The organism is Haloarcula litorea, assembly GCF_029338195.1.
Classification (GTDB): domain Archaea; phylum Halobacteriota; class Halobacteria; order Halobacteriales; family Haloarculaceae; genus Haloarcula; species Haloarcula litorea.
This window is the reverse complement of record NZ_CP119779.1, coordinates 3,030,018-3,046,301: the sequence shown is the minus strand read 5'-3', so window position 1 is coordinate 3,046,301 and position 16,284 is coordinate 3,030,018. Positions and strand designations below refer to the sequence as shown.

The 16,284-nt window shown below is 65.2% G+C and carries 15 protein-coding genes; 8 read left to right on the top strand and 7 right to left on the bottom strand.

Annotated elements, in window-relative coordinates; translation table 11 throughout:
• Positions 1-3: 3 nt before the first annotated feature.
• The 4 genes from surE (at position 4) to P0592_RS16245 (ending at position 4,201) form a co-directional block, all read left to right on the top strand.
• Entirely contained in the window at positions 4-795 is a 792-nt protein-coding gene (gene surE, locus P0592_RS16260) for a 5'/3'-nucleotidase SurE (protein ID WP_276271959.1), read from the top strand.
• A gap of 33 nt (positions 796-828) precedes the next feature.
• Complete coding sequence (locus P0592_RS16255) at positions 829-1,878, top strand: lysylphosphatidylglycerol synthase transmembrane domain-containing protein (protein WP_276271958.1); 1,050 nt, start codon at positions 829-831, stop codon at positions 1,876-1,878.
• A 59-nt stretch (positions 1,879-1,937) separates the two neighbouring features.
• Positions 1,938-2,873: a DMT family transporter gene (locus P0592_RS16250; RefSeq protein WP_276271957.1), complete on the top strand. Its 936-nt coding sequence runs from the start codon at positions 1,938-1,940 to the stop codon at positions 2,871-2,873.
• Positions 2,874-2,950: 77 nt separating this feature from the next.
• Positions 2,951-4,201, top strand: a complete 1,251-nt coding sequence (locus P0592_RS16245) for a M20 family metallo-hydrolase (RefSeq protein ID WP_276271956.1) — start codon at positions 2,951-2,953, stop codon at positions 4,199-4,201.
• Here P0592_RS16245 and P0592_RS16240 read toward each other — a convergent pair.
• Positions 4,198-6,018, bottom strand: a complete 1,821-nt coding sequence (locus P0592_RS16240; protein WP_276271955.1) for a helicase HerA domain-containing protein — start codon at positions 6,016-6,018, stop codon at positions 4,198-4,200. The two genes, P0592_RS16245 and P0592_RS16240, sit on opposite strands and share 4 nt — an antisense overlap.
• A gap of 137 nt (positions 6,019-6,155) precedes the next feature.
• Here P0592_RS16240 and P0592_RS16235 point away from each other — a divergent pair, with 137 nt between their 5' ends.
• Positions 6,156-6,503 carry a hypothetical protein gene (locus tag P0592_RS16235; protein WP_336406677.1) on the top strand — a complete coding sequence of 116 codons (348 nt, stop codon included), beginning with the start codon at positions 6,156-6,158 and terminating at the stop codon, positions 6,501-6,503.
• Here the strand turns inward: P0592_RS16235 and dinB are convergent.
• The 3 genes from dinB to P0592_RS16220 form a co-directional block, all read right to left on the bottom strand.
• The gene (gene dinB, locus P0592_RS16230; RefSeq protein WP_276271953.1) at positions 6,500-7,825 is read right to left on the bottom strand and encodes a DNA polymerase IV; all 1,326 of its coding nucleotides are present in this window, start codon (positions 7,823-7,825) and stop codon (positions 6,500-6,502) included. The two genes, P0592_RS16235 and dinB, sit on opposite strands and share 4 nt — an antisense overlap.
• A 48-nt stretch (positions 7,826-7,873) precedes the next feature.
• Complete coding sequence (locus P0592_RS16225; RefSeq protein ID WP_276271952.1) at positions 7,874-8,389, bottom strand: hypothetical protein; 516 nt, start codon at positions 8,387-8,389, stop codon at positions 7,874-7,876.
• Positions 8,390-8,540: 151 nt separating this feature from the next.
• Positions 8,541-9,059 (bottom strand): hypothetical protein, encoded by a 519-nt coding sequence (locus P0592_RS16220; RefSeq protein WP_276271951.1) that lies wholly within the window; start codon positions 9,057-9,059, stop codon positions 8,541-8,543.
• A 317-nt stretch (positions 9,060-9,376) separates the two neighbouring features.
• Here P0592_RS16220 and P0592_RS16215 point away from each other — a divergent pair, with 317 nt between their 5' ends.
• The 3 genes from P0592_RS16215 (at position 9,377) to P0592_RS16205 (ending at position 13,397) form a co-directional block, all read left to right on the top strand.
• Entirely contained in the window at positions 9,377-10,366 is a 990-nt protein-coding gene (locus tag P0592_RS16215; protein WP_276271950.1) for an alkaline phosphatase family protein, read from the top strand.
• 984 nt (positions 10,367-11,350) lie between these two features.
• Positions 11,351-11,926, top strand: a complete 576-nt coding sequence (locus tag P0592_RS16210; protein WP_276271949.1) for a hypothetical protein — start codon at positions 11,351-11,353, stop codon at positions 11,924-11,926.
• A gap of 1 nt (position 11,927) precedes the next feature.
• Positions 11,928-13,397: a response regulator gene (locus P0592_RS16205; protein ID WP_276271948.1), complete on the top strand. Its 1,470-nt coding sequence runs from the start codon at positions 11,928-11,930 to the stop codon at positions 13,395-13,397.
• 140 nt (positions 13,398-13,537) lie between these two features.
• Here P0592_RS16205 and P0592_RS16200 read toward each other — a convergent pair whose 3' ends face one another.
• The 3 genes from P0592_RS16200 to P0592_RS16190 all read right to left on the bottom strand — a co-directional run bounded on the left by P0592_RS16200 (position 13,538) and on the right by P0592_RS16190 (position 16,257).
• Positions 13,538-14,827 carry a response regulator gene (locus tag P0592_RS16200; protein WP_276271947.1) on the bottom strand — a complete coding sequence of 430 codons (1,290 nt, stop codon included), beginning with the start codon at positions 14,825-14,827 and terminating at the stop codon, positions 13,538-13,540.
• 237 nt (positions 14,828-15,064) lie between these two features.
• The gene (locus P0592_RS16195; protein ID WP_276271946.1) at positions 15,065-15,574 is read right to left on the bottom strand and encodes a DUF3592 domain-containing protein; all 510 of its coding nucleotides are present in this window, start codon (positions 15,572-15,574) and stop codon (positions 15,065-15,067) included.
• A 194-nt stretch (positions 15,575-15,768) separates the two neighbouring features.
• Positions 15,769-16,257 carry a universal stress protein gene (locus P0592_RS16190; RefSeq protein ID WP_276271945.1) on the bottom strand — a complete coding sequence of 163 codons (489 nt, stop codon included), beginning with the start codon at positions 16,255-16,257 and terminating at the stop codon, positions 15,769-15,771.
• Positions 16,258-16,284 lie beyond the last annotated feature (27 nt).

Here is a 16,284-nt window from a genome sequence, read left to right as displayed (position 1 = left end):
CGTATGGACGAGCCGACCATCCTGCTGACGAACGACGACGGGATCGACAGCGCCGGCCTCCGGGCTGTGTACGACGGGCTGGCCGAGGTCGGCGACGTCGTCGCCGTCGCGCCCGCCGAGGACCAGAGCGCCGTCGGCCGCGCCATCTCGGGCGAGGTCGAGGTCCGCGATCACGAACTCGGCTACGTCGTCGAGGGGACGCCGACGGACTGCGTCGTCGCGGGGCTGGAGGCGCTGGTGACCGACGCGGACCTCGTCGTCGCGGGCTGTAACCGCGGCGCGAACCTCGGGACCTACGTCCTGGGCCGCTCGGGCACCGTCAGCGCCGCCGTCGAGGCGACGTTCTTCGACGTGCCGGCGATCGCCGTCTCGATGTACATCCCCGTCCGCGAGGACGCCGCGTTCTCGGAGATCGAGGCCAACGGCGAGAGCTACGACGAGGCGGTGCGGGCGACCCGGTACCTCGCGGACCACGCGCTGGGGGCCGGCGTCTTCGAGCAGTGTGACTACCTGAACGTCAACGCCCCGGTCGCGGAGTGGGGCGAGGCTCCGCTGGCGATCACCCGCCCCTCGGAGGTCTACGAGATGGACGCCGTCCGGGACGGCGAGGCGGTGACGCTGCACGACCGCATCTGGGAACACATGGCCGACGGGACCATCCCGGACCCGGCGGGGACCGACCGGCGTGCCGTCGTCGACGGGAAGGTCAGCGTCTCGCCGCTGACCGCTCCGCACACGACGGAACACCACGAAGCCCTCGACGCGCTCGCCGAGACCTACCCCGTCGAGGAGTAGGTTTGATGCTCCCCGGCGGCCGACGGTACGGTAATGGCGACGGCCACCGACGAACGGCGCGGGACTGTCAGGCTCCTCCTCGGCGGGCTGGTCGCCGCCCTCCTGCTCGCCGTCCTCGCGCTGTCGCTCGACGTCGAGGTGACGCTGGCGACGCTCCGAGCCGCAGAACCCGGGGCGGTCGCGCTCGCCGTCGGCCTGGGGCTGTTCGCACAGGGCTGTTGGAGCCTGACGATGGTGACCATCGTCGGCGGCGTCGACCGGACCGCGCCCCGTGGCCGCGTCTCGCTGTGTTACTTCGCTGGGACGTTCGGCAAGCAGGTCCTCCCGCTGGGGGCCGCCGGCGGCTCGGCGATCATCGCCTACGTCCTGGCCGACGATCTCGACCGCCGGTTCACCGACGTCTTCGGGGCCGTGACCGCCAGCGAACTGCTCGTGTTCGCGGGCTCGCTCGGCGTGGCGGCGCTGGGGATGGCGTCGCTGGTCGTCGACCCGCTGCCGGGACTGGACGGGGCTGCCGTCCTCGGCGTCCTGGCGCTCGTCGTCGCGGCGCTGGTGGCCGGCGGCGCGGCGCTGGCGTACCGCCGGACCGCCCTGCGTCGGGTCGTCGAACTGGCCGCTGGCCTCGTCCGGGCGACGGTCGGCCGCGTCTCGGTGCGGGTCGCCCGGTCGCTGCGCCCGGACCGAGTCTCGGCCGCCGTCGAGACGTTCTTCGACGGGTTCGGGGCGGCGACGGGTGACACCCGACGGCTCGCGGTCGCCGCGGCGCTCTCGGTGGTCGGCTGGGTCGCCTTCTCGCTGTCGCTGGTCGCCTCGCTGGGTGCCGTCGACGTCCCGCTCGCGACGGGACTCGCGCTGTTTCTCGTCCCGGCCGCGGGGGTCGCGACGCTGGTCCCGACGCCCGGCGGACTGGGCACGACGGAGCTGGGCCTCACCGCCGTCGTGACCCTCGCCAGCGCGGCGTCGCCGGAACTCGCGGCCGCCGGCGTCGTCGTCTACCGGCTGGCGACCTACTGGCTGATCGTCGCCGTCGGCGGGGCCGCGTCGCTGTACCTCTCGACGACGGTCTGGCACGCGCTGGATTGACTCCTCGGGGCCGAGCGGAATAGCGACCGTTTTTGAGTGTCCCCGACCGAGCGGCGCGTATGGCAGACCGCCGGTCCGCACTGCTGTTCGTTCTCCTGGCCGCGCTGTGGGGGACCTCTTTCGCCGCCATCAAGGCGGGGCTTGACGCCTTCCCGCCGGTGCTGTTCGCGGCAATCCGGTACGACCTCGCTGGCGTCCTGATGGTCACGTACGCGGCGGCGACCAGCGACTACTGGGTCCCCCGGGACCGCGCCGACTGGCTCACCGTCGCCGTCGAGACGACGCTGATCATCGCGCTGTACAACGCCTTCCTGTTCGTCGGCGAGCAGGGCGTCTCCGGCGGGGTCGCGGCCATCCTCGTCGGGATGAGCCCGGTCCTCTCGACGGTGTTCTCCAGGGTGTTCCTGCCCGACGAGCGACTGACCGTCGTGGGCACCGTCGGCCTCCTGCTTGGCTTCGCCGGCGTCGGTCTCGTCGCCCGGCCGGACCTGACGAGTCTCGCCGAGTCGGCCGCCGCACCGGCGCTGGTGCTGCTCGCGGCCGCCTCGGTGGCGCTTGGGAGCGTCCTCGTCCAGCGGTTCGACGCCGGGATCTCCTCCGAGGGGATGGTCGCCTGGGCGACCGCGCTCGGGGCGGTCCTGCTGCACGGCATCAGCCTCGCGCTCCCCGGCGAGTCACTCGCCGACGTGACCGTCACCCTCGAGGGGATCGTCGCCGTCGTCTACCTCGCGGTGTTCGCGAGCGCCGTCGGGTACGTCGTCTACTTCGACCTGCTGGCCCGACTGGGTGCCATCGAGATCAACCTCGTCTCCTACGCGGCCCCGGTGTTCGCGGCGGCCGCGGGCTGGCTCGTCCGGGACGAGACGCTCGCACCGCTCGACGTCGCCGGCTTTCTCGTCATCTTCGTCGGGTTCGCCCTCCTCAAGCGCCGTGCGCTGGCGGCGGAACTCTCGCCGCTCGTCGGTCGCGTCGAGGGGTTGCTCTCCGGTCGCTGACGGCGAGCGGCGTCCGGTGCGCGGAACGCGGACGGGGGCACGCGAACCTTCTTTGCGGGCTCGCGCCGAGAGGGCGTATGAACGTCTCCGTCAGCGAGGCGCGGCTTCGCACGGACATCGAGCGGACGGCCGAGTTCGGCGCGGTCGACGCCGAGGAGGGCCGCGGTCGGACCGTCCTGACAGGGACGGAGCCGAACCGCGCGGCCCGCGAGTACCTCGTCGAGCGGCTCGACGACGCCGGGCTGGACGTGCGGGTCGACGCCGTCGGGAACGTCGTCGGCCGGTGGACGCCGCCCAGCGCCGACCCGGACGCCGCCCCGGTCGCCTCGGGGAGTCACCTCGACTCGGTACCCGAGGGCGGCATCTTCGACGGCCCGCTGGGGGTCTACGGCGCGCTCGAAGCGGTCCGGGCGATGCAGGACGGCGGCGTCGAGCCGGCGCGCCCGATCGAGGTGGTCTCGTTCACCGAGGAGGAGGGCCAGCGGTTCGCCTCGGGGGTGCTGGGATCGTCAGTCGCCGCGGGCGTCCGGCCGGTCGCGGACGCGCTGGCGCTCGAAGCCGACGACGGAACGACCCTCGGCGCAGCCCTCGACGAGATCGGTTTCCGCGGCGACGGTCGCCTCGACGCCGCCGACTGGGACGCCTGGCTGGAGCTCCATATCGAGCAGTCGACCCGCCTGACCGACGCCGGCGCGGCCGTCGGCGTCGTGACGGACGTGACCGGCATCACTCACTGCGAGGTCGAGATCGTCGGCGAGGCGAACCACGCCGGGTCGACGCCGATGGACGCACGGACCGACGCCCTCGCCGCCGCGAGCGAGTTCGTCCTCGCCGTCGAGCGGGCGGCAAAGCGGCTGGCCGACGAGCACGAGACGCCCGTCGGCACCGTCGGCAGCCTCGGCGTCTCGCCGAACGCGACCAACGTCGTGCCGGGATCGGCGACGCTGGGGCTGGACGTCCGGGACGTGACACAGGACCGGATCGAGGAACTGGTCGGGCACGCCCGCGAGACGCTCGACCGACTCGAATCGGAGCGTGGCGTGTCCACCCACATCGAGCGGCCGTTCGACGTGGCTCCGATGCCGACGAGCGACCGGGTCCGCCGGGCCGCCAGCGACGCGGCGGACCGAGTGGGGGTGACGGCGATCGACTGCCACTCCGGCGCGTTCCACGACACCACCCACGTCGCCCGGGAGACAGACGCCGGAATGCTGTTCGCCCCCTCCGAGGGCGGCGTCTCGCACACCCCCCGAGAGTGGACCGACTGGGCGGACTGCGCGGCGGCGACGGAGGTGCTGGCGGCGAGCCTGGCCGACCTCGCCACCTAGTCCGGCGACTGCCCGTCGACGACGGCCGCCTCGACGCGCGCGGCGTACGTCTCGACGGTCTCGTCGTCGAGCGTCTCGTCGCTCTCCTCGCGGAGCAGGTCCCGGAGCCGGTAGTCGTACTGGCCGCGGCCGACGTGCTCGACGAGGCCGCGCAGCCGGAGCGTCCGGTTGCGGGCGTACGCCGCCGTCCGGTCGCCGGACCCGCCCGCCGAGAAGTGGGCGTTCAGCGGCGTCCCCGGTCCCTGCTCGCGGTAGTAGTGGAGCATCCGCCGGGTCTTGTCGTCCATCGCCGCCACGTCGGCGACGATCTCCCTGACGACGGGTGGCTGTTCCGGCGGGCCGTCGTCGGCCGTCCCGGCGGTCCCCTCGTCGGCGTCGCCCTCGGCGGTCGTCCCGTTGTCGTCGCCCGTCTCACCGTCGACGGCTGCGACGGCTGCCGCCAGCGCGTCGTCGGCGCTCGCGTCGTCCGGGGTCTCACCGCTCGCCGACGGCCCCGAGCCGGCGCTCGCAGTCGCGGCACCGCCGTCGGTGGTCGCGTCGTCCGGGCTGCCCCCGTTCATCGCTGCGCCGGCCGACTCGAACGCGCTGAAGGCGTCGCCGAACCCGCCGCCGGAGGTGGCGTCGGCCGGTTCTCCCTCGTCACCGCCGTCGGCAGACTCGCGCTCCGCCGCGTCGTCTCCCGACCCGTTCCCGCTCGACCCGTCGTCTTCGGGCTCGGCGAAGCGGTCCCGGCGCATCTCCTCCTTGGCCGTCCGACCGGGGTTGTACCCCTCGACGTGGCCGACGAGGGCGTCCGTGAACTGCTCGGCCATCCGTTCGAGGTCGCGGGCGTCCTGGAGCTCCTTCTCCAGTTCCGCGATGCGGGAGTTCTTCCTGTCCAGTTCCTCCCGGAGTTCGGCGATGCGGTCCTCGCGGGCCTGTTCCTCCTCGCTGATGGTCTCCAGTTCCGAGACGAGGTCGTCGCTGACCGACTTCAGCTCCGGGCGCTCGAAGTCGTCCAGGCCCGGCGTCGCGCCGGCGTCGAAGGTCTGCTTGCGGTGGAACTGGACCCGCCGGACCGACTCCGACCAGTCGGTCATCATGAACGCCTCGCCGTCGTCTAAGTCCTCCACGGCGTTCTCGTACTCGCTGTCGAGGATGCGCCCGACCACCTTCGTGTCGTTGTTCCAGGTCAGCCGGTGCCAGACGAGCCAGTCGCACTGGGTGATGTAGTCCTTCTTGACGTCGGCGGGGCGCTGGCTGATGCCGACGATGCCGAGGCCGTGCTTGCGGCCCCGTTTGCCGATCTTGATGAGCATCTTGCCCACCTCACCCATCGACCCCTTCTCGGGGATCCACTCGTGGCACTCCTCGACGAGCATCAGGAAGGGCTGTTTCTGCTTCTTGGCCTTCGCGAACAGCTGTCTGGCGACGGCGGTCAGCAGCGCCTCGGCCTCCTCCTCGTCGAGGAACGAGGAGACGTCGAGGATGATGGGGACGTTCTGCTCCAGCGCCAGCGAGGCGATCTTGCCGGCGTGCTCCTCGGTCACCTGGATGTCGCACTCCTCGTCGCCGCCGACGTGGAGGATCTCGTACTCCTCTTTCAGCCCGTAGTACTCGCCGTCGATGTCGACGATCAGCAGGCCGAACCCGTTGTCCAGCAGTTTCTCGGCGACGACGCTGGCGGTGTTGGACTTCCCGCTCCCGCTCTTGCCCGTGATGAAGCCGCGGCCGGTCAGCAGCTCGACGACGGGGATGTCGACGGACCGACCGGCCTCCTCGCTCCCGCCGGGTCCCGCGCTCGTGTCTGCGACGGTGATCTGTTCGGTCTCTGCCATACGTTCTTGCCCACACAGAGCGGGCCACGCCCCATAACTCTCCGTCAGACGACTGTCACTCGGCGGACCACTCGGGACGCCGAGACGTGAGCAAGGGCTATTGTCGTCGGCGTCGTGTGTCCTCCCAGGCACTCCGTATGGCCCGCTACGAGACCATCGTCGAGGACGGCACCGTCGCCGTCGCGAGCGACGACGGACGGGTGGAGGTCGCGCCGCTCTCGGACGTCCTCGACGCCGTCGGCGGCCCGGCCTGGACGATCACCTACACGGCCGCCGAGAAGGAGCGGTACCCGGAGATGCGGACCGACGACGAGGGGCTGGTCGTCGACGTGGTCGACATCTGCAACGCGATGACCCACAGCGAGCAGTTCGTCGAGGCGCTGGCCGCCCAGCCCGCGACGGTCCCCGAGGAGGACACCATCTCGCCGCGGGCGGGCCTGTTCGTCGGGAAGCTGCTGGAGAACCTCGAACACGGCGTCGACTAGTCGAACCGGCCGAGCGACGCCTGTCCGTCGGGATCGTCGTCGGCAGCCGCCCCGTCCGCGCGGTCCGCACCGTCCTCGACGAACGCCGTCAGTTCCGCCTGCCCGTCGTCGGCCTCGGGGTCGCGGGTAGGGTCCCCGTCGTCGTCCGCCGGTGTCCCTGCCGCCGCGTCGCCGGCACCGTCGAACCCGCCGAGGCTCGCCTGCTCGCCCGCGGTGAAGTCGAGGTTCGAGACGCGGACGCCGACCTTCCTGACCGGGGCGTCCGCGAACTCCTCGAGGAGGTCCAGCGCCGTCGACTCGACGAGGTCGGCGTCGGCGACGGGACCCGGCAGCGAGCGGGCGCGCGTGTTGACCTCGAAGGGCGGCTCGACCACCTTGATGCCGATGGTGCGGTAGCGGGCGTCCTTCCGGTGTGCTCGGTCGGCGACCGCCGCCGCCAGGGTCTCGACCTTCCGGCGCTTCTCGGCGGGCTCCTCCACGGGTTCGGTGAACGCCGACTCCCGCGAGAGGCTCTTGGGGTCGCCCTTCGGCGTGACGGCCCGCTCGTCCTCGCCGCGGGCGTACCGCCTGATCTCGCGGCCGCGCTCGCCGAACCGCCGTGCGAGCGCCTCCGGGTCCGCCGCCGCGAGGTCGCCCGCCGTCTCGACGCTCATCTCCCGGAGCTGTCGGGCCGTCACCGGCCCGACGCCGTGGACCTCCTCGACCGGGAGGTCGGCGAAGAACTCGCGGACCTCGCCCGGGCGGACGACGACCAGGCCGTCCGGCTTGTCGCGGTCGCTGGCCACCTTCGCGGCGCTCATCGTCGGTGCGACGCCGACGCTGGCGACGACGCCGACCTCGGACCGGATGCGGTCCTTCAGATCGGCGGCCCACCGCTGGGCGTCGTCCCAGTCGACGCGGTCGGTCACGTCCAGGTACGCCTCGTCGATGCTCACCTCCCGGACCGTCTCGGCGGCGTCGTGCAGGACCGACTTGACCTCGTCGCCGACGCGCTCGTAGTGGTCCATATCGACCGGCCGGTAGTAGCCGGTCTCCGCGAGCTCTCGATCCGAGTCCTCGTCGTGGTCGGCCCGCCGTGGGAGCCGCTCCAGCGCCTCCGAGATCGCCATCGCCGACTCGACGCCGAACTCGCGGGCCTCGTAGCTGGCGGTGGCGACGGCTCCGTGTGTCTCGCCGCCCTCGTAGCCCATCCCGACGACGAGCGGTTCGCCGACCAGTTCGGGATCGCGGCGTCGCTCGCAGGCGGCGTAGAAGCAGTCCATGTCGACGTGTGCCACCACCTGCTCGCGCCTGCTCGCGCCCGGGAGCCGGCCCGCGTCCATACCCGAGCCTCCGCGGCCAGCGGCAAAACGTCTCCGGCCGACGGCGAGTCAGTCCCGTTCGGGCGTGTAGACGCGGGTGGCCGCGTCGAGCCGATCGAGGTTAGTCCGGATCGCGCTCGCCTGTTCGCCGGCGGCCGCCGGCGTCAGGGTCGCGGTGACGACCCCCGCGTACTCGTGGGCCTCAAGCTGGCTCCTGGCCTCGAACAGCCGCCCGTAGCCGTCGCTGCCCCACTCGACGTCGGAGGTGAACACCATCCCCGCGAAGTCCCGCCCGTAGTTCGCCTCGGCCTTCGTCGAGAGCGTGTCCAGTCGCTGAGCGACGGCGGACGGCTCCCTGAGTTCGGGGACCGCGAGCAGCAGGTCCGTCACCGGGGACGGCGGCTCCGCGCCGAAGTCCGGCGCGTACGCCCCCGGGACCCGGGTCAGCTCCGGCCCGTCGGTCACGCGGAACGCGACGAGGCGCGGGACGCCACCGGTGTAGAGGTGTGCCTCCACCCGGGGCCGTAACCCGAGACCGACCGTCGGCCGCTCGCCGACGCGGAGGACCGCGGCGAGTGAACTCACGACTACACAGAGACGCCGCTCCGGTGTGAAACTACCGCACAGAACGAACAGCGGCCGGCGGGTCGGCCACGTCCCGCCGGCGACTGGTTGGCCGCCGATGCCAATCCCGAGATCTGCGACGGTGGTTCCCGCCGGGAGCTCGGTGGCTCCGTTACCACGTTACGGGTTGACACACTTCAAGGTTTTGTAGCTCCAGTGATACGACTCTCGGAACAGCCTCCCGTCGGCGTCCGTCCAGTCGTCGCCGATGACCGTGGACGGAGCACGACGCCGATTTCCGGGGGAACCCGACTGGCGCGACGCCGTACTCCCCGTGTTCTGCTTCGAGGGTCGTGACCTCCGTCGCGGACAGTGGCCGGTCCGGCAGCGAGTCCTCGGCGTCTCTCATCGCTCCGTGGTCCGTCCGCTCGCTCACGTGGATTCCCGAACGCGTCCCGGTTGATCCGTCGTACGCCTGCTGGACCGGACACTCCGGGTCCGGTGCGGGCCCGGTCGTCCGCGCGCTGTCGTCGACGATCGAAAACCCGGCCGAGAGCGACCGCGCCGAGGTGACTACCGCCGCCGCCACCCTGATGCGAACCTCTTCGGTCTGTCGGCCCCAGCGGACCACGTACAGCGTGCTCGTCCGCCGGTCGGCCCAGACGGCGTGGTTGGCCTCGATCTCGTTCACACTACCGGTCCCTCGTCGACCCACACCGACGGCTGTCCTTACCAGTTTGGCTCCGACACCGACGAGAGAACGGGGCCGGCCGAAGTGTACTATGCCACAACCAGCCCCATTCCCCTCACTCTCGACTGTCGAAATCAATCTTGTGGTCCACACCACGGGAACAGGGCGACACACGGCTCGGCCGGGCCGCGATCGACGAACCGACCACGTGGACGACCCGCAGCGTATCGCTCCCAGCGGGTCGGCCCGCGTACGTGCCGTCGCGCCCCCGGAGGACTTGCCAAACACCTATTACGATCTCCGCCGACCGCTCGGATATGGGTTTACTCGACAGGTTCGTCCGGATGACGAAGGAGAACGTCGACGAACACGGGGTTCGTGGACTGGCGAAGACCGCGACGGCGACCGCGGAGTTCGCATCGCGGGAAGCCCGCTATCGGGCCTTCCATCGGGACGAGGCGACGAACGTCTACGAGCGGGACTGGGACCTCCTCGTCCTCCTCGACTCCGCGCGGGTGGATATGATGAACGAGGTGGCCGACGAGTACGACTTCATCGACGAGGTCGGCGAGCACGTCAGCCCCGGGACGACGTCGAGCGAGTGGATGTTCCGAACGTTCACCGGCGACTACAGCGACGAGATGGCGGAGACGCTCCACGTGACTTCCAACACCTCGTCGGACCAGTTCCTGAGCGAGGAGCAGTTCTACCACCTGGAGGAGGTCTGGCGCGACGGGTGGGACACGGAGTTGGAGACCATCCCCGCCCGTGCGGTGACCGACCGGGTGATCCACTTCGCACGCCAGCACGACACCGACCGCATCATCGCTCACTACATGCAGCCACACCTCCCGTTCGTCGACAGCGAGATCGATTCCCGGGCCGTGACGCCCCACGGAACCACCGGCTCCGGCCCGGGGCTCGAAGCCCTCCACAAGGAGGAAGGGTACTCGACCGACGAGCTGTGGGAGGCGTCCGTCGACAATCTCCGGTACGTCCTCGACGACGTCGAACTCCTGCTCTCCAACGTCGACGCGGACCGGGTCGTGATCTCGGCCGACCACGGACAGGCGTTCGGCGAACAGGGGGTCTGGCGTCACCCGGGCGGCACGTACATCGACGTCCTGGCCAGGGTCCCGTGGTGTGTGACCTCCGCGACGGACGACGACACCTACACACCGGACTTCCCCGCGGAGTCGGTGGCGAAGACGACGTCAGTCTCGACGAGAAGCTGGCGGCGCTGGGATACAAGTGACGAGCGGTGTCGAGGAGCCGGGGCGGCGATCGGGCGGCCGGTCAGCCGGTGACGCCGGTGGATCGGTCCTCGCGTAACGCCTGTCGACAGGGCGACCTCGGTCGCCGATCGCCACGGCCTGCGGTGGGATCGGTCGTCGGCCGTCCCTCCGTGCCGGTCTCGATGATTCGAGATAAAGCTACACTCGTTCGTTCGGCCCATCTAACAGTTAGTGGGGCCGCCTGCCTCCGACGGTTGCTCCGATCCAGGATCGGAGCGGTCCAGTCGGCGCTCCCCGCGGGGGTGGAGTGTGGACAGGAGCCAGCCACGCAGGGAATCGTCGCCTGATAGATCAAGTCCTGAAGCGTCGATGTCGCAGGCCGACCCGTCGTCCGGTCAACAGCGGCCGCCGCCCGTCGTCATCGCGCTTCTCAGGCCGGACAGACTCAATCCAGACGTCCAGAACTTCGCAGGCTTCTGGCGGTAGGCCGACCGGACGCTCGCCGTCGACCTTCTTCTTCAGCGGTGTCGACTCGGGGTGGTGCCGGAACCACACAAGCTGGTCGTCGGGCTGGTAGTCCTCGACATCGAGCGACCGGAGCGCGCCAAGTCGATCTCCCCGGCCTCGCGGATGATGCGGAACAGGTGACGCTGGTGAGTCCCCAGCGAATGAATCGTCTCCTTTATCACGGCTTTCTGGGCATCTTCCTCGACTGCGTCGACCACTTCGGGCGTCTGTTATCATCGCGTTCCAGACGATTACCAGATACCCGCTTGAAAGACGACCTCGTCCGCAGCGGAAGTGATTCGCCAACATTCCACTTAATAACACTACACGGTCTCATAATACAATTATACAGTTACGTATTCCGAGTATCAATAGCTTCTTCAAACCCCTCTCAGTCCCGCCGTATTGTCGGTTCTAACCAAGCTTGTAACCAAGATTGGAACAAATTATAAGTGGAAGTAGAATGTCAGACTAGTTGCCAAAATGATTCATGTAGGGGTGGATCAGTCGGATGGTAGGGGATCAGAGCTTCGAATGAAGGCTAGAGAGATGGCTGAAGAACTCGCCAAAGTGTTCAGAGCACACGACAACTCAAACCGAGAGACAGCCATCGAATCTCTGTACGAAGTCGACAAGCATCAGTTTCCAGATGTGGATGCTACCGCTATCAAATTGGCTTCGGAGGCGTTCGTCGACGCGCTCTGGGAGAAAGATCGGATCGAGTTCCAGCATCTCAGGAACGGGTCTGTCGATCACGACGGCCTGCGAGAGGCAGATTACTCACCCGTTATTCAGAAACTCCGACAGCGAGCGACGATCATCGACGCCGATCAGAAGTACGCTATTAAAAAGACCGAAGCCTGGAAACAGCACAAACTGGGTGGCGATTACTGGACACCGTTCCAGCAATCGCAGGTATACGAACTCCGGGCCGCACTGAACGACCCTGACTACCCACACAAGCCACGTGCCGGTCAATCCGGACCGGGTCCTGAAGCGATGCGCTATGCTCTCGCTTTCGAACTCCACGATATGCACACCGAACGGCACTGGTTACAGGGTGTTCGCGTGATGACACCGTATTTCCTGAAGATACTCGCCCACCACGATGACGGAGGTGACTGATATGGCAATCCAGACCAGCGGTGAGGCCGAATCAGCGGTCTTCGCTCTCCCTGACGACGACTCGGAGATTACCGTCCTCGTCGTCGATGACGATCCCGACCTCCTAGATCTTACTGCTACATTCTTGGAACGCGAGCAGGAAGGCTTCGAGACGCATACAGAGTCAGACCCGACCGAAGCTATCGATACCGTTGCCGAGGTAAATTGCGATGCGATCGTATGCGACTACGAAATGCCGACACTGGATGGGCTCGAATTCCTCGAAGCTGTCCGCGAGGACTATGAGGACATCCCGTTCATCCTGTTCACCGGCAAAGGGAGCGAGGAGATCGCCAGCGAGGCGATATCAAAGGGTGTCACAGACTATCTGGAGAAACGGACCGGCCCGGAGCAGTACTCGCTCCTCGCGAATCGTATCTGTAACGCCGTCGAGCAGTACCGAGCCTCGGAAGCGCTCAAGCGCTCTGAGGCGAAGTTCAGCAAGGTGGTAAAGAACTCGACCGATGTCCTCGGGATTGTCGACAAGAATGGACATTTCAAGTATATCTCACCGGCCTGTGAGAGCGAGTTGGGGTACGAACAGGAGGAGCTGATTGGGGAATGTGCATTCGACTATATGCCACCGGAAGATCGGCAGGAAGCGATGGACGAATTCTTTACAGCGATCGAATATCCAGATAAGGAACCCACCATCGAATTCCGATTCGAAGACCCTGAGGGCGGGTGGACGCTCGTCGAAGCACGTGGGAAGAACCTCTTTGACGACGAATACATCAACGGCTTCGTCGTTAATGCCCGTGACATCACCGAGCAAAAAGAGCGGGAACAGGAACTAAAACAGCAAAACGAACAACTCCGTAATATGCGGCAGATGATGTCTCACGATCTCCAAAATCCCGTAAGCGTAGCGGCCGATTCGCTGGTTCTCTACCAAGACACTGGTAACGAGCGGTGGCTGGAAAAAGTGGAGAACGCAGTCGATCGGATCGACGAACTCCTGGACCAGGTATCGGACCATCCAGTGGGTGAGACCGATATTACCGATACTGAGACGGTTGAACTCCGAGATATCGTCAGTTCAGCCTGGAAAACAGTCGAGACACCAAACGCAGAACTGCATATCGAGAGTTCGAAAGAGTTTGAAGCAGACGCCAGCCGGCTGAAGCGAGTTTTCGAGAACCTGATTCGAAATGCCGTCGAGCACTGCGACGAATCGACGGTTGTCAGAGTTGGGACGACCGACGAAGGATTGTATTTCGAAGATACTGGTCCGGGGATTCCCGAAGACGAGCGGGACGAAATCTTCGAATCCGGCTACACGACCGATCCCGAGAAGACCGGGTTCGGCTTGAATATCGTGAGGGAGATCATTATCGGTCACGGTTGGGATATCACAGTCACCGAAAGTGACGACGGTGGTGCCAGATTCGAAATTGCTGGGATCGTCTATCAGCCCTCTGTCTACAACTGACCCGTTTCAGCTTCGACCTCTAATCTTATCCACTTAGCCGTAATCCCGCGCTTTAGATCGTCAACAGGAACTATTTCGACTTCTACATCAAGTCGCGAATCGGCCCGTACAGGGTAGGTATCGATCTGGCTGACCCGTCCCTAACTCTCGGCGATTTCTCGGCCAATACCGACGATACCGACCGGATCGTTCTCGGGATCGGTGAGACGTGCACCAGTTATTGCGTACGGGATCTGGTCACCAGATGCCGTGAGCAAACGCGTCTTAACAGTGTTACGTCCCGTTGACAGAGCCCCTTCGATCGCTTCAGCTATCTGCTCGTGTTCGTCTTCTGGGAAGAGATCGATTACTTGTATATCGGCAATCTCTTGATCCGTGTACCCGGTGACTTCTAGGAGTCGGTCGTTCCACCGCCGGAATCTACCGTCGGTCCCGATCACGTAGAAGATTTCCGGAAGCGTATCGAGTGCTTGGTCAACAAAACAACGTTCCACACGCAGATCATCCCGGAGCTCCAGCGAGTGGAAGGTACGGGCGATATCGGTACCTAATTCAGCGAGCAGTTTTCGTTCGTTCTCGTCAAAGGCGTCCGGACGCTCGGCGTAGACGACGAGTTCGCCGTAAAGCGTGTTTTCGTACGTCAGTGGCACGGCAGCTGCAGCCTGATATCCCCGTTCGAGTGCGTCCTCACGCCACGGTTCGAACTCAGAATCTTCGGCGACGTTCTGGGAGACGGCGACGCGCCGTTCGCGGATCGCTGTACCACCTGGACCCTGCCCAGTCGGTGACGAATCAACTGTGATGGTAATGTTGTCCAAATAGCTGTCATCGATGCCGGCCCAAGCCCGGGGCTCGATACGATTCGTCTCCTGATCGACATCGCCAATCCAAGCGAACAGATAGGGCTCAGCGTCGCTGATAATCTCACAGACGCGGGATTCGGCCTCGGCGCGCGATTCAGCACGTACGAGCGCCTGAGTGATGTTCCTGGCCAGGGTTTGGATACGGTCAAGTGCAGCAGCGCGCTGTTTCGAGCGGTACTGTTCGACGGCGTTCAGAACGCGATTGGTGAGGAGTTGGTACTGTTCGGTCCCTGCTCCTTTCTGAAGGTAGTCAGTGACACCAGCTGAGATCGCCTCGCTGGCGACTTGTTCACTTCCCTTGCCAGTGAATAGAATAAATGGAAGGTCGGGATGGTGTGTGCGAACCTGCTTGAGAAACTCGATGCCGTTCAGACCCGGCATATCGTAGTCTGACACCACACAATCGATGTCATCGCTGCGAATGTAGTCAAGCCCCTTCTCTGGGCTCGTCGTGGTGTCGACATCGATTCGATCATTCTCACGTTCCATAAACGTCGCAGACATCTCTGCAAAATCGGGTTCATCATCGACGTGCAGAACGCGGATCGATTCGCCCGGTGGTGTCATAGCTAATTAGGTAGCTGTACAATTTTCAAAGAATATAATAAGTGTTTGGCACAATCCGGCTCGATCGAAGGAATTCTCTTATTCATACGCTCTCTTGTCTATTTGCGACGTCTGAGTGTGTCCCACCAATCCCGTATGAGTGTTTATTTGTATTGATATATTTACAGGATCGAGTATACGCCCGTTGGTATGCACGCATATTCAGAAGTCGAGGGCTCGAATGAGGTCGTAGCGAATTCAGTTATTCTGGTACTTCTTCAGGGACGATACCGCTCCGAATAGTGAAGCCACAGCACCGATTCCGGCCATTATCAGTGGCGTCTTCGACGTTTTGTTCTTCAAGAACGCGTGATTCGGGTCTGTCGAGTCGACATACGCGGTGACGGATTCCCCTTCTTCGTACTCGTCGATGATCGATTCGGCGTTCGACCGCTGGTCGTATTCGGGAGCGATATGGGCGGGGAAGACGTTTGTTCCGGTGTATGTCGTGTCTTGATATTCGTAGGTGAACTCGACCCGGGGTTCATAACTACTCTTCCCTCCCGATTGCCCGCTCACGGAGCTTTCAGTTACAACATCGACCTCGGTGATGGTGGCATCAACTTCAACGGCATTCCGTATTGCATCCGACTGCTGAACATAGTCGTACGCACCGTACCCGGTTATCCCGAGACCCAAGATAAGGAGTATCAAAGCACCGCGAAGCGTGTCTGGGCCATCAACGCTGAAGCTGGAGCTGTCAGTCATAGCAGCCTCCCTCTCAGCGGGTGCGAACTGAGGACGATTTGTAAAATTCACGAAGTCGGATGGCGCATAACGTACCACATAGCTTTCTGTACCGAGTGATGCATTCACCCAGATCACGCTGGAACGAACTGTTCTTCACTAACGACTTGTTCCACAAGCCGTGAGCCGGTCAGTACAGAGCGCGCATATCCCACTTATCGGAGGTCGGTTTCAGGGGCGGCTACTCCGGACTCCTCGCCAGTCTCGGCTGGTTGATCGAAGATATTGACGGTAAGGACTGGGACAGAGGCCGCACGAACGACTTTTTCTGCAACACTCCCGAGAAGGTAGCGTTCATAGCCTGACCGACCGTGCGTTCCCATAACGATGAGATCCACCTCGTTTTCCCGTGTGTAAGCGATGATACTCGCGGGTGGATTACCCCAGCGAATCTCTCGGACGACAGGGATCTCGGCTTCGAGGCTGCGTTCCGCGACCGCTTTCGTTGCGTCCTCTGCGTCCGCTTCGAGCGTCTCACGGATGCGATCTCGGGCGTCATCAGGCACAGATGCGTAGGCTCGGTCATCGACGACGTGGAGAACGTGGATCTCAGCATCGAACCGATCCGCCAGTGTCAATCCGTGCTCGGTCACGGTATCCATCCCATCGCTTCCATCCGTTGGGAGCAGAATCGTGTCGTACATGTGTATTGATACCAAATAACGCACAAT

What these genes read in the sequence shown, in the direction of transcription:
- P0592_RS16200 (WP_276271947.1), bottom strand. Translation starts at nt 14,827, where the DNA reads ATGACACCACCGGGCGAATCGATCCGCGTTCTGCACGTCGATGATGAA.
- dinB (WP_276271953.1), bottom strand. Translation starts at nt 7,825, where the DNA reads ATGGACGCGGGCCGGCTCCCGGGCGCGAGCAGGCGCGAGCAGGTGGTG.
- P0592_RS16215 (WP_276271950.1), top strand. Translation starts at nt 9,377, where the DNA reads ATGGGTTTACTCGACAGGTTCGTCCGGATGACGAAGGAGAACGTCGAC.
- P0592_RS16250 (WP_276271957.1), top strand. Translation starts at nt 1,938, where the DNA reads ATGGCAGACCGCCGGTCCGCACTGCTGTTCGTTCTCCTGGCCGCGCTG.
- P0592_RS16235 (WP_336406677.1), top strand. Translation starts at nt 6,156, where the DNA reads ATGGCCCGCTACGAGACCATCGTCGAGGACGGCACCGTCGCCGTCGCG.
- P0592_RS16245 (WP_276271956.1), top strand. Translation starts at nt 2,951, where the DNA reads ATGAACGTCTCCGTCAGCGAGGCGCGGCTTCGCACGGACATCGAGCGG.
- P0592_RS16205 (WP_276271948.1), top strand. Translation starts at nt 11,928, where the DNA reads ATGGCAATCCAGACCAGCGGTGAGGCCGAATCAGCGGTCTTCGCTCTC.
- P0592_RS16210 (WP_276271949.1), top strand. Translation starts at nt 11,351, where the DNA reads ATGGCTGAAGAACTCGCCAAAGTGTTCAGAGCACACGACAACTCAAAC.
- P0592_RS16255 (WP_276271958.1), top strand. Translation starts at nt 829, where the DNA reads ATGGCGACGGCCACCGACGAACGGCGCGGGACTGTCAGGCTCCTCCTC.
- P0592_RS16190 (WP_276271945.1), bottom strand. Translation starts at nt 16,257, where the DNA reads ATGTACGACACGATTCTGCTCCCAACGGATGGAAGCGATGGGATGGAT.
- surE (WP_276271959.1), top strand. Translation starts at nt 4, where the DNA reads ATGGACGAGCCGACCATCCTGCTGACGAACGACGACGGGATCGACAGC.
- P0592_RS16240 (WP_276271955.1), bottom strand. Translation starts at nt 6,018, where the DNA reads ATGGCAGAGACCGAACAGATCACCGTCGCAGACACGAGCGCGGGACCC.
- P0592_RS16195 (WP_276271946.1), bottom strand. Translation starts at nt 15,574, where the DNA reads ATGACTGACAGCTCCAGCTTCAGCGTTGATGGCCCAGACACGCTTCGC.